Origin of the sequence: Nesterenkonia sandarakina, assembly GCF_013410215.1 — a bacterium.
GTDB classification, from domain to species: Bacteria; Actinomycetota; Actinomycetes; order Actinomycetales; family Micrococcaceae; genus Nesterenkonia; species Nesterenkonia sandarakina.
This window is the reverse complement of record NZ_JACCFQ010000001.1, coordinates 1,867,029-1,881,081: the sequence shown is the minus strand read 5'-3', so window position 1 is coordinate 1,881,081 and position 14,053 is coordinate 1,867,029. Positions and strand designations below refer to the sequence as shown.

13 protein-coding genes are annotated in these 14,053 nt (G+C 67.5%); 7 read left to right on the top strand and 6 right to left on the bottom strand.

The genetic code is table 11. The features are described 5' to 3' along the window. Positions 1–10: 10 nt before the first annotated feature. Positions 11–748: a flavodoxin family protein gene (locus HNR11_RS08655; RefSeq protein ID WP_179441958.1), complete on the bottom strand. Its 738-nt coding sequence runs from the start codon at positions 746–748 to the stop codon at positions 11–13. Positions 749–798: 50 nt separating this feature from the next. Then, positions 799–1,380 carry a class I SAM-dependent methyltransferase gene (locus HNR11_RS08650; RefSeq protein ID WP_218849675.1) on the bottom strand — a complete coding sequence of 194 codons (582 nt, stop codon included), beginning with the start codon at positions 1,378–1,380 and terminating at the stop codon, positions 799–801. 266 nt (positions 1,381–1,646) lie between these two features. Between HNR11_RS08650 and HNR11_RS08645 the strand changes: the two genes are divergently transcribed. Next, positions 1,647–3,200, top strand: a complete 1,554-nt coding sequence (locus HNR11_RS08645; protein ID WP_179441957.1) for a dihydrolipoyl dehydrogenase family protein — start codon at positions 1,647–1,649, stop codon at positions 3,198–3,200. Here HNR11_RS08645 and HNR11_RS08640 read toward each other — a convergent pair. Both HNR11_RS08640 and HNR11_RS08635 read right to left on the bottom strand, forming a co-directional pair. Next, a complete protein-coding gene (locus HNR11_RS08640; RefSeq protein WP_179441956.1) occupies positions 3,185–3,847 on the bottom strand; it encodes a CDP-alcohol phosphatidyltransferase family protein in 663 nt (220 codons plus the stop codon). The two genes, HNR11_RS08645 and HNR11_RS08640, sit on opposite strands and share 16 nt — an antisense overlap. Beyond that, on the bottom strand, positions 3,840–4,601 hold the full coding sequence (locus HNR11_RS08635) for a VTT domain-containing protein (RefSeq protein WP_179441955.1): 762 nt from the start codon (positions 4,599–4,601) through the stop codon (positions 3,840–3,842). Before HNR11_RS08635 ends, HNR11_RS08640 begins: the two co-directional genes overlap by 8 nt. 44 nt (positions 4,602–4,645) lie before the next feature. Here HNR11_RS08635 and HNR11_RS08630 point away from each other — a divergent pair, with 44 nt between their 5' ends. From HNR11_RS08630 to HNR11_RS08605, 6 genes are all read left to right on the top strand, one after another. Beyond that, positions 4,646–5,899, top strand: coding sequence for an ABC transporter substrate-binding protein (locus HNR11_RS08630; protein ID WP_179441954.1), 1,254 nt, complete (start codon positions 4,646–4,648; stop codon positions 5,897–5,899). After that, positions 5,896–6,804 (top strand): ABC transporter permease subunit, encoded by a 909-nt coding sequence (locus HNR11_RS08625; protein WP_179441953.1) that lies wholly within the window; start codon positions 5,896–5,898, stop codon positions 6,802–6,804. Before HNR11_RS08630 ends, HNR11_RS08625 begins: the two co-directional genes overlap by 4 nt. Beyond that, complete coding sequence (locus tag HNR11_RS08620) at positions 6,801–7,643, top strand: ABC transporter permease (RefSeq protein ID WP_179441952.1); 843 nt, start codon at positions 6,801–6,803, stop codon at positions 7,641–7,643. Before HNR11_RS08625 ends, HNR11_RS08620 begins: the two co-directional genes overlap by 4 nt. Beyond that, on the top strand, positions 7,640–8,758 hold the full coding sequence (locus HNR11_RS08615; protein ID WP_179441951.1) for an ABC transporter ATP-binding protein: 1,119 nt from the start codon (positions 7,640–7,642) through the stop codon (positions 8,756–8,758). The genes HNR11_RS08620 and HNR11_RS08615 overlap by 4 nt, the downstream gene beginning before the upstream one ends. A gap of 50 nt (positions 8,759–8,808) precedes the next feature. Next, positions 8,809–11,271: an ATP-dependent DNA ligase gene (locus HNR11_RS08610; protein WP_179441950.1), complete on the top strand. Its 2,463-nt coding sequence runs from the start codon at positions 8,809–8,811 to the stop codon at positions 11,269–11,271. A gap of 88 nt (positions 11,272–11,359) precedes the next feature. Then, a complete protein-coding gene (locus HNR11_RS08605; protein WP_179441949.1) occupies positions 11,360–11,836 on the top strand; it encodes a pyridoxamine 5'-phosphate oxidase family protein in 477 nt (158 codons plus the stop codon). Between the two features lie 49 nt (positions 11,837–11,885). Here the strand turns inward: HNR11_RS08605 and HNR11_RS08600 are convergent, their stop codons facing one another. Together HNR11_RS08600 and HNR11_RS08595 are read right to left on the bottom strand one after the other, a co-directional pair. After that, positions 11,886–13,733, bottom strand: coding sequence for a DUF2075 domain-containing protein (locus HNR11_RS08600; protein WP_179441948.1), 1,848 nt, complete (start codon positions 13,731–13,733; stop codon positions 11,886–11,888). Then, complete coding sequence (locus tag HNR11_RS08595) at positions 13,720–14,040, bottom strand: nucleotide pyrophosphohydrolase (protein ID WP_179441947.1); 321 nt, start codon at positions 14,038–14,040, stop codon at positions 13,720–13,722. Before HNR11_RS08595 ends, HNR11_RS08600 begins: the two co-directional genes overlap by 14 nt. Between the last annotated feature and the right edge of the window lie 13 nt (positions 14,041–14,053).

Below are 14,053 nucleotides of genomic sequence, written 5' to 3'. Positions count from 1 at the left end.
TGCCCGGATCTCAGCGGTATTCCGGGTTCGGGTCCAGCCCGAGGTCCTTCCCGGAGTTCCACTGCTCCGGGACGTTGCCCCAGGCCGGGACCCCGCCCGCCTGGCGGAGCAGCTTCGCCATATGCATCAGGTTCCATGCCATGAACGTGGTGTTGCGGTTGGTGAAGTCGCTCTCCGGGCCCCCGGAGCCGGGGTCCAAGTAGCTCGGACCCGGACCGATCGGCCCGATCCATCCTGCATCGGCAGCCGGCGGGATGGTCACGCCGATGTGCTGCAGGCTGTAGAGGATGTTCATGGCGCAGTGCTTGACCCCGTCCTCATTGCCGGTCACCAGTGCCCCGCCGACCTTGCCGTAGTAGATGTACTGGCCGGCGTCGTTGGTCATCCCGGACATCGCGTAGAGCCGTTCGATCACCTGTTTGGTGACCGAGCTGTTGTCCCCGAGCCAGATCGGCCCGGCGATGACGAGGATGTCGGCCGCCTGCACCCGCTCGAAGATCTCGGGCCAGGCGTCCTGCTCCCATCCGTGCTCGGTCATGTCCGGGTACACCCCGGTGGCGATCGGATGGTCGATCGGCCGGATGATCTCCACCTCCACCCCCTGCCCGCGCATCAGTCCGGCGCTGAGCTCCACCAGCCCTGAGGTGTGGCTCAGCTCGGGGCTGCGTTTGAGCGTGCAGTTGAAGAACACCGCCTTCAGCCCTGCGAAGTCCTGATCGGCATGTGCTGCCTCGCGGTGCTCGGTCATGGTGGCGGCTCCTGGTTCCTCGGGTGGGATGTCCCTGAGTAGGACGTGCCTCAGTTGTGGGAGGTCGCGGCGTCGGACGGCTTCACCCCAGCCCGGACCTGCAGGTGTCCGCCGCGCGCGGAGGCGGTACGGACGTCGGTGCAGTCGCGTTCCAGGGCTGTCCACGGGTGGGCGTCGATGTCAGCCCCGCCCATCCAGCACGCGATCCGCGCCAGGGGTGTCAGCACTGAGCTTGCTCCGGTGGGCCGCTGCATGTCGAGCACGCCCAGCCGGGCCTGCTCCGCGGTGAGCATGCGCATATGCGTCCAGGCGTCCTGCCAGGGCTGCATCAGGGAGAGCGCGTAGGTGGTCAGCGCCGCATCCGAGAGCGCCTGTCCCCCGGCGCGCGTGATCTGGGCGGAGATCTCCGCGGGATCCAGGGCGGTGGCGTCGGCCTGGATCAGGATCACGTTGTCCCAGCCCTGGCGTGTGGCCTTCTTCCGGGCCTGCGCGAGCATGTCGGCGCTGCGGTCGATCCCGACTATCCGCCCGTTCGGACCCACCTGGTCCTGCAGCAGCGGGAAGTTCATTCCGGTGCCACATCCGAGATCCAGCACCTGCTCCCCCGCGGTCAGCTCCAGCAGCTCGATCAAGAGCGCCCGGCCCGCCCCGTAGACGGGGTACTCGGCGGAGAGCAGGTCATAGAGTGGCGCGAAGGCGCTGTACTTCTCGATGGGCCTGCTCCTTCCCCGTACGATGGCACTGTTGAGATGCCACTGTTGATCTGAGCCGCGTCTCGGCGGTCCCTCTGACTGTACTCATTCAGGTCATACAGGAACGTGTCCTGGTTTACAGACCGCTCGAATCAGCGCCCCTAAGCTTGCCTCATTCCCACCTGACCTGCGCAAAGGACCCGTTTATGGATCACCCGATCGACCTGCTGGTCATCGGCGGCGGCACTGCCGGGATCGTGGGGTCCAAGACCGCCGCGCAGCTGGGCGCCCGGACCGTGCTCGTCGAAGCCCACCGCACCGGAGGCGACTGCCTATGGACCGGCTGCGTGCCCTCGAAGACGATCCTCTCCGCCGCGGCGCGTGCTGCCCAGGCCCGGGAGACCGACGGTTCGGAACCGGACTTCGCGCAGGTGCGTCAGCGGGTCAGCGACACCATCGCCACGATCGAGCCTGAGGACTCTCCGGAGGCGCTGGAGCGCGCCGGAGTGAGCGTGCTGCATGGTCATGCCCGGTTCACCGGTCCCGGTGAGGCGGAGATCGACGGGCGCCCGGTGCGGTTCCGCAGGGCGCTCATCGCCACCGGCAGCGCGCCTGCCGTGCCCTCGATCCCGGGCCTGGATGCGGCACAGACCGCCACCTCGGACACCGTCTGGGATCTGACCTCGCTGCCTGCCCGAATGGTGGTGCTCGGCGGGGGTCCCATCGCATGTGAGCTGGGGCAGGCCTTCGCCCGGCTCGGTTCTCAGGTGACGATCCTGGCGCGTTCCGGGCTGCTGCCCAAGGAGGACCGCGACGCCGCCGCCCTGGTGCAGGCCAGCCTGGAGCGTGACGGGGTGCAGGTCATCGACGAGGACGAGGCAAGCGTCATCCGGCAGGCTCCGGTCCGCCAGGGTGACGCCAGCCAGAACCCACCCGTCTCCCTGATCACCACCAGCGCCGGACGCGAGCTCAAGGCAGAGGTCATCCTGATCGCCACCGGCCGGACCCCACGCACGGCCTCCCTGGGCCTGGAGCACCTTGGGGTGGACCTCGACGAGCGCGGTCAGGTGCTGGTGGATGACTCGATGCGCACCTCCAACCGCTCGGTCTGGGCCGCGGGGGACGTCACCACGCACCCGAAGTTCACCCACCTCGCCGGCGTGCACGCCAGCACCGCGGCATCCAACGCGGTGCTGGGTCTGCGCCGCAGCATCAGCCAGACCGTCCCGCGGATCACCTACACCTCCCCGGAGGTCGCCGCCGTGGGGCTCACCGAGGCTACCGGGCCTGGGATGACCACCTCCACGGTCTCCCTGGAGGACACCGACCGCGCCGTGACCGAGGAATCCCGCGAGGGCTTCGTCCGGCTGGTGATCGATCGGCGCGGACGCATCCTCGGCGGCACCATCGTGGGCCCGCGGGCAGGGGAATCGCTGGGTGAGCTCTCGCTCGCCGTCGCGCAGAAGATGACCACCCGGCAGCTCGCCGGTGTCACCCACGCCTACCCGACCTATAACGATGCGCTGTGGAACGCGGCCATCGTCCATGCCCGGCAGGCGCTGGGCTCCCCCGTGGTCAAGACGCTCACCCGGGGGCTGGCCGCCGTGGCCCGCTACCGGGACAACCACGCAACCCGAGAGCAGACCCGAGCCCCGGAGCGCGCCGGAAGCGAGGACCAAACCGAGGCCCGAACCGAGGACCAAGCTCGGAGCGACGCCCCAGACCGAGCCCAGGGTGACCGGGCTCAGCGCAGCGCGTGAAAGCCCGCCACGATGCGCTGAGCCGCGCTCAGGCACACCAGCACCGCCCAGACGCTCGCGATGTACACCGCGGCGGCCGGGAAGATCAGCCAGAGGCTGTGCACCAGGACCGTCTCCCCGCCCTCGGCGAGTCCGCCGAGGAAGGAGAGCGAGCGTCCGTCGTCGAGCGTCTTGCCTTCCTTCTCCGCAATGGAGGAGAACGCCAGGAACGCGCCGCCGTTGATGTAGTAGGCGAAGAGCACCAGCAGGAACGGCAGCCAGGGGGCGTCGAAGGCCGCGGTGGTGCCGATCGCCACGCCGATCACGGTGGCGCCGTAGACGATGAAGTCCGCGCAGATGTCGAAGAACCCGCCCTGGCCGGAGCTCGCCGATGAGCCCGCGCCTGAATCCTGGGCTGACCCCTGCGCAGAACCCTGCGCACGACGACGCCGCGCCAGCGGCCCGTCCAGACCGTCGGCCACGCGACAGAGCAGCCACATGAGCAGCGCCGGAACCCACAGCTGGGTCGCGGCCAGCACCGCGCTGGCCAGACCCGCGATCAGGTTCAGCCCGGTGAGCCGGTTCGGCGTCACCCAGGGCACATCCAGCCATCCCGCCGTCGTGTCCAGTGCGGGGGCCAGTCGGGCGCGCAGCCGGGCGTCAAACATCTGCGTCGCCTCGCCGCCTGCGAGCGCGGAGCAGGTAGGCGATCGCGGCCAGGGTCAGCAGGACCAGCACCGCGAACGCGAGCTCGGCCTGCAGACCCGGTTGGAAGCCAAAGGCGCCCAGGGCCAGGTAGCTCGCGGTGCCAGGGATGATGCCGATCAGCGTGCCCAGGAAGTAGGGCCACCAGCCGAGATTCGTCAGCCCGGCGGAGTAGTTGATCGCGGTGAACGGCAGCACGGGCACCAGCCGCACCCCGACCACCGCGAGGAAGCCGTGGCGCAGCAGGACGTCTTCGACCTTGACCACCCGGGTGCCGGTGAAGCGTTCCACGGCCTCCCGGCCCAGGGCGCGTCCGAGCCAGAAGGCCCCGGCGGCGCCAGCCATCGCGGCGGTGTAGACGATCAGCAGTCCGGGCCCGAAGCCGAAGAGCACCCCGGCGGCGATGGAGAGCACGTTCTTGGGCACCGGGGCCAGGGTCAGCGCGGCGTAGGCCGCTCCGAACCCGAGGGGCCCCCACCAGCCGGCCTCCGCCACGGTGCTGCGCATCTGATCCACGCTGGGGATCGGCAGCACCAGTGCGGCCACGGTGAAGAGGACCAGCGCGATCCCCAGCACCACCGCCTTGGCCACCGCCCGGCGGTGCGTGCTACCCGCAACGGGCGCCTCGCCACCCGGCCCTGGAGCCTCGCCATCAGCACCAGGGGCCTGGCCGCGCGCGGCCGGCACGCGCTGGCTCTCAGGCTCGATCTCGTTCACCCCATGACCCTACGCCAGCGCCGACCCCAGCTCAGAAGGAACCGATGACCCGTCATAGACCACTGACCCGCCGGCGGAGCCGCCGGGTGACGCTCGCCTCGGTGGCAGCCGGTGCGATGCTGCTCTCGGCCTGCGCCAGCGGGGCCGCCATCGAGACCGCAGAGTTCGCCGACTTCGACGCCGCGCTGGAGGCCGCTGAGGGTCAGACCGTGGACCTGTGGATGTACGGCGGAGATGAGCAGGGCAACGCCTATGTGGATGAGGAGCTGGCACCGGCGGCGGCGGAGCTTGGCGTCACGCTGCGCCGGGTCCCGGTGACCGACACCGCCGACGCGCTGAACCGAGTGCTCAATGAGCAGCAGGCCGGGCGTCAGGACGGCTCGGTGGATCTGGTCTGGGTCAACGGGCCCACCTTCAGCACCGGACGCCAGGCCGAGGCGTGGCGCTGCGGCTGGACCGAGATGCTGCCCAATATGGAGTTCACCGACCCCGAGGACCCGCTGCTGACCGACGACTTCGGCACCCCGGTGGAGGGCTGTGAGGCGCCCTGGCACAAGGCCCAGTTCAGCTATTTCTACAACTCGGAGACCGTGGCCGAGCCGCCGTCCTCACTGCCGGAGCTGCTCGAGTGGGCCGAGGCGAACCCCGGCCGGTTCAGCTACCCCGCTCCCCCGGACTTTACCGGCAGCGTCTTCCTCCGCGAGGTGATGATTTCCCAGGCCGGCGGCGCCGAGGAGATCCCGCTGGAGTTCAGCGAGGAGAACTTCGATGAGTACTCCCCCGCCGCAATCGAGACCTTGGAGGCTCTTGCCCCCTCGCTCTGGCGCGAAGGTGCCACCTACCCGCGGGATGAACAGGCGCTGAACCAGCTGTTCAACGACGGCCAGGTGGACATCGGGATGACCTACGGTCCGGCACGGCTGACCGAGCTCGTGGACTCCGGTGCGCTGCCGGACTCCACCCGGATCATGCCGGTGGAGGAGGGCACAGTGGGCAACGCCAGCTTCCTGGCGATCCCGGCCAACGCGCAGGACGCCGCCGGGGCTATGGCGGTGGCGAACCTTGCCATGTCCCCAGATCAGCAGGCGATCAAGGCGGACCCGGAGGTCTGGGGCCAGTTCACCGTGCTCGACGCCGACCGACTGGATCCCGAGGACCGCACCCGTTTCGAGGAGCTGCCCAGCTCCCCGGTGGTGCCGGACTACGCGGAGCTCTCCGGCAATGCGCATCCGGAGCTGGACTTCGACTGGGTCCCCGCCCTGGATGAGGCCTGGCGAGAATCCGTGGCACGGCGTTGAGCCGGGCCGCGCTGCTCGCGGCACCCGCGGTGCTGCTGGTGGTCCTGGTGCTCGGCGCCGCCCTGCTCACGGCGCTGCTGCAGAGCCTGGGGCTCCTGCCGCTCTTCGGGGACCCGGAGTTCAGCACCGCGGCCTGGACCGACGGCGGGGCCCTCGCCGAATCGGCAGGGGTCTCCCTCTACATCGCGGCGACCTCCACCCTGCTCGCCGTCGTCCTCGGGTTTCTGATCGCCGCCTATGCGCTCACTGCGGGCCGCGGAGGTCGGCTGGTCGCGGCGCTGAGCGCGGCCACCATCCCGATCCCGCACCTGGTGGCATCGGGTGCCATCGGGCTGCTCCTCACCGATGCCGGGTTCCTGGCCCGGCTGTTTGGCATGCCCGAGGGGTTCCCGCAGCTGGTGGGCACCGACTGGTGGACCGCGGCGATCCTGGAGTTCGCGTGGAAGGAGTCCGCCTTCGTCGCCCTGGTGGTGCTCGGCGGGATCTCCCGCTCGGCGGCAGCGCTGAGCGAGACCGCCGCGACCCTGGGCGCCTCAGCCCGGCAGCGGATCCTCCACGTGATCCTCCCACTGGCCCGACTCCCGCTGAGCGTGGCCGGGCTGGTGGTGTTCGTCTACACCTTCGGCTCCTATGAGGCGCCCTGGCTGCTGGGCCCGGTGGCCCCGGAGCCGCTCTCGGTGCGCGCCGTGCGGCTCTTCGGCTCGGTGGACCTGGCCGCACGCCCGGAGGCGATGGCCACCGCCCTGACCTCGGTGGGGATCGCCGTCGCCGTGATCGGGCTGGCGGTGCTGGGTCTGGCCCTGCTTGCCCGCGGCTCGCGCCGCCGGTCACGCCGCCGCTCGGGACGCCACTCGCAACACCCCTCCCCGCTCCGCTCGAGCCGCCGGTCAGGAGCCGGGTCATGAACGCGCTCGCCAGTGCGCCCGCCCGCACCGGTTCCCGGCGACCACGTGCCGCACTATCCCCACGGCGGGTCATCCCCGTGGTCCTGGGCGCGGCGCTGCTGATCTGGGTGCTGCTGCCGCTGGTCCCGGTGGCGCTGTGGTCCGTGGCCGGAGAATGGCGGGCACCGGCGGTGCTGCCAGAGTCCTGGTCCGTCCAGGCGCTGACCAGCCTGGCCACCCCGGAGGTCCTGCAGGCGGGACTGCGCTCGGCGGCCCTGGGCCTGGGCGTGGCGATCACCGGCACCGCGCTGGGCGCCCTGGCCGCCTTCGGGCTGCGCCAGCTTCCGCGCACCCCGGCCCGGATCCTGGGATTCATCCTGCTGACCCCGCTGGCGATCCCGCCCTTCGCCCTGGTCATGGGCGCGAACGTGCTGCTGCTCACCGCCCGGGTGCCCACCTTCGCCGCGGTGCTGATCGTGCTCACGGTCACCGCGCTGCCGTACACCACTTACATGTTCCACGTCGCGCTGGCCTCCTACGACTGGCGCTTCGAGGAGGTGGCCCGCACCCTGGGCGCCTCCCCCACCCGGGTGCTGCTCAGCGTGCGGATGGCGCTGCTGGCACCGGCGATCGCCCGCGCCGGGTTCCTCGCCTTCCTGGTGGGCTGGAGCGACTACATCACCACGGTGCTCATCGGGGGTGGTCAGCTGCGCACGCTGCCGATGCTGCTGGGCTCGGCCGCCTCCACCACCGGGGGCGAGCAGCTCACCGCCGCACTGTCCCTGGCGATGATCGCCCCGCCCGTGATCCTGCTGATCCTCCTGGCCCGCTCGGGCCGGCATAGAAGGAGCCCGCAATGAGTTCGAGCCTGAGCTTCGAGTCCATCTCCCAACGCTTCGGCACCGAGCAGGTGCTCGATGACATCACGCTGACCGTCCCGGAGAGCAGCTGTGTGGCGCTGCTGGGCGCCTCCGGGAGCGGGAAGTCCACGCTGCTGCGCATCGCGGCCGGCCTGCTGGACCCCACCGCGGGCACGGTGCTGATCGACGGTGAGGACGTCACCGCCCTCGACGCCGAGCACCGCGAGTCCGGGCTGATGTTCCAGCGCCCGCTGCTGTTCCCGCATCTGAGCGTGGTGGACAACGTGGCCTTCGCCGCCCGGATGGCGGGACGCCCCAAGGCCGAGGCGCGACGTCAGGCCCGGGAGTACCTGGAGCTGGTGCAGCTGGGCGAGTTCGCCCGGCGGATGCCTGGGGAACTCTCCGGCGGGCAGGAGCAGCGGGTCGCCCTGGCTCGTGCGCTGGCCCGGCAGCCCAGGATCCTGCTGCTGGATGAACCCTTCAGCTCGCTGGATCTGCGGCTGCGCGAGGACATGTACGACCTCATCGACTCCATCCGGGAGCAGCTGCGCCCCACCATCGTGTTGGTCACCCACGACCGGCGTGAGGCCGCCGTCCTGGCGGACACCATCGCGGTCCTGGACCACGGGAGGATCCTGCAGCACGCCCCGGTGGCCCAGATCCACCACCAGCCGGCCTCGCCGGCGGTGAACCGGATCCTCGGTGGACTCAACGAGGTCCCCGGGGTGGTCCGCGCCGGAGCTCACCATTCGCCCCTGGGCCGGATCCCGGTTCCGCAGGACACCCCGGAAGGCCGGGGGCTGCTGATGCCGCGGCAGGAGTCGCTCCAGCTCACCACCGAGGCCGCTGCCACCAGGCACGAGACCCACGGCACCCGCGCCACCGCTTCCTGGAACGACCCCAACGACGCCGACGCTCACCCCGGTGCCCGCGGCACCGTGACCCAGGTCCGGCCGTCCGGGGCGCACAGCCTGGTCCGGGTCGAGCTGGAGCCGGGCCCTGGTGAAGCGCCGGTCACAGTGGCGATCGAGGTCACCGGGACCCCTGCGCTGCGCCCGGGAGATGCCGCGGGGGTGGCCCTGGGCGGCGTCGTCGGCTGGGTGGTGCCGCTGTAACCTCACCCCTCACCCAGCCAACGCCCAGCCTCCCCCACCAGGGTTGACCCATGGCAAGCAACCGACAGCAGACCGTCACCGTCGGCGGTCACAAGCTTCGGCTTTCCAACCTCGACAAGATCCTCTTCCCCGCCTCGGGGACCACCAAGGGTGAGGTCGTCCACTACTTCCAGACCGTCGCCGACGCGATGATCCCGCATGTCAGGAATCGGCCCGCCACCCGAAAACGCTGGCCCGACGGCGTCGGCAGTGCCGAGAAGCCCAACGAGCCGTTCTTCCGGAAGAACCTCGAAGACTCCGCACCGGCCTGGGTGCCGCGCCAGGAGCTGGAGCACTCCGATCACAGCAACACCTACCCGCTGGCCAACGAACCCGCCGTGCTGGCCTGGTTCGGACAGGTCGGCGCCCTGGAGATTCACGTCCCGCAGTGGCGCTTCAACGCCAAGGGCGAGCCGCAGAACCCGGACCGGCTCGTCCTTGACCTGGACCCTGGCCCCGGCGCGGACCTCGCCGACTGCGCGCAGGTGGCCCGCTGGTGCCGCGAGATCCTCGATGAGATGAACCTGCCCTCGGTCCCGGTCACCTCCGGGTCCAAGGGCATCCACCTCTACGCCGCGCTCAACGGCGGCTACACCTCGGAGCAGGTCTCCCAGGTGGCCCATGAGCTGGCCAAGGCGCTGGAGGCCGATCACCCAGAGGCGGTGGTCAGCGATATGAAGAAGTCCCTGCGCCAGGGCAAGGTGCTCATCGACTGGTCGCAGAACAACCGCAACAAGACCACCATCGCCCCCTACTCGCTGCGCGGCCGCCCCGGATCAGCTGAGGGTCCCTATGCTGCCGCCCCGCGGACCTGGGAGGAGCTTGAAGATCCGGACCTCGCCCAGCTGGACATGCACCAGGTCATGGACCGCATCGCTGAGGGCCCGGAACCGTTGGCTGACTTCACCGCCGACGACGACGCCGCGGACGCCCTGCCGGAGACGCAGGATGCGCTGTCGACCTACCGGTCGATGCGCGACGCCGCGAAAACCCCTGAGCCGGTCCCCTCTGACTCCCCTGCCTCCCGGTGCGAAGACCCGATCTTCGTGGTCCAGGAACACCACGCCACCGCGCTGCACTATGACACCCGGTTGGAGCGCAATGGGGTGCTGGTCTCCTGGGCGGTGCCCAAGGGGCCTCCATTGGAGGTCGGGCAGCAGCGACTGGCGGTGATGACCGAGGACCACCCCATCGAGTACGCCGAGTTCGAGGGCACCATCCCCAAGAACGAATACGGCGGCGGCGAGGTGACCATCTGGGACTCCGGCACCGTGGAGATCGAGAAGTGGGAGCAGGCCGAGGGCTCCGGCAAGGTGGTCTTCGTCCTGCACGGGGCACCCGACGGCGGCCTGGGCGGGGTGCCGCGCCGCTACGCGCTGGTGCAGACCGATGAGGCCGGCAGGAACTGGCTGATCCGGATGACCAAGGACCAGCCAAAGGCTGAGAAGACATCGAGGACCTCGTCTACGCCGAAGAAGTCCACGAAGCGCTCAGGCAAGCGCGGCGAGACCGACGAGGACGCCGAGTTCCCTGAGCCGCTGCCTTCCCCCATGCTCGCCTCCCCCGGTAAGCCCACCGATATCCGCGGTAAGGGGTGGGTGCTGGAAGGCAAGTGGGACGGCTACCGCACCATCGCCGCGGTGCACCCCGATGGCCGGGTGGAGATCCGCAGCCGCAACGGCAAGGACTTCACCCAGACCTTCCCCGAACTTTCTGAGATCGCAGACCTTGTCCCGCCAGGCACCGTGGTGGACGGTGAGATCGTCGCCCTGAACTCCGGCAGCCGCCCGGACTTCGGTCTCCTGCAGCGCCGCGGCAAGCTGACCAAGGCCAAGGAGATCGAGGAGACCGCGAAGAAGATCCCGGTGCACCTGATGCTCTTCGACATGCTGCACACCGCCGAGCACGGCGACCTCACGGGCGAGCCCTATGTACGCCGCCGGGAGATCCTTGAACAGCTCGCTGAGAGCGGGAAGCATGTGCAGGTCCCGGGCAACCTCGGCGATTCCTTGGACAAGGCCATGGAGGTCAGCCTGGAGCTCAAGATCGAGGGAGTCTTGGCCAAGCGCGCCGACAGTCCTTACCACGCCGGGCGACGCTCTGAGGATTGGGTGAAGCTCAAGCACGAGAGCCACGCCGAGGTGGTGATCATCGGCTGGCGCCAGGGCAAGGGTGGCCGAGCCAAGACCTTCGGCTCCCTGCTCTTAGGCATGACCGACGACGACGGCGACCTCCACTACGCCGGGCGGGTCGGCACCGGCTTCAGCGACGTGGAACTCATTGATCTCCGCGCGCAGCTGGAGAAGCTGGTGCGCAAGACCGCCCCGGTGGATGACGTACCGGCCGAGGACTCCTCAGATGCCACCTGGGTGACACCGAAGCTGACCGCCGAAGTGCGGCATTCCGGGGTGACCAGGGACAACCGTCTGCGGCACCCGACCTGGCGCGGAGTCCGGACTAGCAACGGACCCTGAACTTTGCTCAGCGCGGACGCGCTGTACTCGAGACCTCTGATCCGTAGACTGCGAATGAAGTCGCACATACCCAACCCAGGAGATCGATATGACTGACATGACTGCAAACGACCTCGTCAAGAAGCTGAACAGCATCGGTACCTGCATGTTCACCACCGTGGACCAGAACCACCGGATCGTCTCCCGCCCGATGGGCGTCACCGAGATCGATGACCAGCACAAGTTCTGGTTCTTCACCCCGCTGAACTCGGACAAGATCGAGGACATCATCGGCGAGGGCGAGGTCAACCTCGGCTTCGTAGATGCCCACACCTGGGTCTCCATCGCCGGCAGCGCCCAGGTGATTGATGATCTCAAGCGCAAGAAGGAGCTGTGGGATCTGGGGCCGAAGGCTTACTTCGAGGGCGGCCCCGAGGATCCCAACGCCGTGCTGATCGAGGTGACCCCGGAGACCGCCCAGTACTGGGAGGGCCCGGGCAAGGCAGCCGCGCTCGTGAAGATGGCGAAGGCCTCACTCTCCTCAGAGACCCCGAACATGGGTGACCAGGGACGCGTGGAACTCTAATCATTCTCGGAGCGAGGAGGGGCGGGGAACTTCGGTTCCTCGCCCCTCCTCATTCCCGAACCTCTTGCCGTTGCCGAGCCTCCACGCCTGGGGCGTCCGACGCGGATGGACCGATTGCCTTGCTAGGGGCTTTCCCAAGATCGGGCCTAGAGTGCCTGCGCCTGACTTGGGTGAAGTAGGGGGCGAGATACTCACGAAGGTCAGGATCACAGACGTACACGTACGTTCCCTTGATTCCTCGGGTGAGCAATACCCCGTAGATGTTAATAACGTACTCGAGCAAGTCGTCGTCGTTGAACTCGAGGCCAAGTCGGGGGTTGTTCTCTTTTCCCTTCTTGTCGAAGTAGTTGGACCGATCGAAGACGATCCGTTGTTGCTCGGTATCGAACCTCAGGTCGGAGCCGATGATGACTCCCGCATAGTTCAGGTCGTATCCCTGAACCGTGTGGATCGACCCCACTTCATCGAGCGACGTTCTTGAATTGATCCAGTCCTTGGTGGTCCGATTCCACTGAAGTCCGTGGCCATCGAGCACGATGTCGGGAAGGCTCCGGTCCTTCTTGCTTCTCCACTCCCAGGCATAGCCCGCGACGAGCCGAGCAAGTCCGTGTTCGGCTTCCCGCTCAAGAACCCGATCGTGCATCGATTTGAAGTCCTCGAACATGTCGACCTCGTAGTCAGCGAACGCGCGACTAGCCGGAGCCTCAGACCGCAGTATGGCGCGGACGTAGTCGATGTAGCCCCGCCCAGCCTGGACTCGCATCTGTGAGTGCAGCTCGTGGTGCCTGTCCGCCTTCTTCGCAGTGCTCAGCAGGGATTCCCAGGTTGAGCGAGGGATATCAGCGGGTCGCACGCTTTGCGCGCGATCGAGAAACAGGATCTGGTGGTCGCTCTTCTCCTTGATCCAGTCCAACTGCGTGTAGTGGCTCTCGTCGCTGCCGAATAACCTCTGGTTGATCTCGGTGAAGCGCGAGTTCTGGTTTGCCGAAGGCTGGTTGGCGCGCTGGTTCAACCGATGCGCTTCGTCGACGACCAAAACATCAAAGTGCTCTTCAGACTCCCCTACCGCGAAAGGATCGAGCACCATGGAGCGCTCGAGGTATGGGGTGCGCTTGAAAACCTCTGCGACGGAGGCCCGCAGGGACTGTTGCGGAACGACGAACCCGATCGAGAGTGCACTCAAGCGTTCCCGATTCTCGGCTGTGAAAAACTCCGAGAATCGTGAATCCGAATCGTAAATGGTCGTGTCTAGCTCTGCGTCTTCTGCAGTTCCCAGATCGGCCAACAGCTTCATCAGGTAGATGGCAACGACGGTCTTGCCAGTACCTGGATCTCCCTGCACGAAGATGGGAACATTCGTGCCCTCGCCCGGATCCCGACCAAAGAAATCTCGAAGAATGTCCTCAACAGCTACAGCTTGTTCCGGAGTGAGCGCCTTGAAGGGGGATAGCTTGAAGAGGTCGTCGTTCTGGATCTCTGGCAGGGATCGCTCGAAGATTCCTTTACTTCGGAGATCCTCGAAGATCTCCCGGAAGGTTTCTCGATATTTGGCCCGATCGAAGTAGTCCCCGTCGACTATGCCCTTGTTCCGATTGAGTAACGCGTAGCGGTTGTCACCGCCCAGATACTCGATGAGAAAAGCTTCGAGGTCGAGTGCAGCAGACTTGTTGAAAGTGTCATCCAGGATGATCTGAACGTGTTGCATCGCGTCTTTCGTCCCCGACGCGAGGTGCTGGTGAATCCTGGAGGCAACGTTCCGTGACTCACCGACATAGATCGAGCGGTCGTTGCGTAGCGTGTAAACAGCTGGCCAGTTCCCGTATCGCTCGTCGCCGTCAGAAAGAATCGAGACCGCATTCTTGACGAAGGGGTAGGACCGGATCTCAAAGCTGGTCATACTTGGTGCTCTTCCCCCTCGCCTTCTCTACCGGGTACTTGGCGCTGGTCTCGTGAAGCTTAGCTAGGACGACTTCGTCAGGGTCCCAGCCCATGCGATCGGCCAAGAGATAGGCGTAGGTCAGGACGTCAGCCAACTCCGAACGGACGCGCGCTGGATCAATGTCTTCACTCCACTGCATGCACTCCAAAAGTTCGCCGGACTCTATGGCAATGCTTTTGATGAGGTTTCCAGGGCTGTGGAACTGCCCCCATTCGCGCTCAGCAACGAAATTCCTGACTGCGGCTTTGGTCTCTGGAGACGACATACATATACGCTAC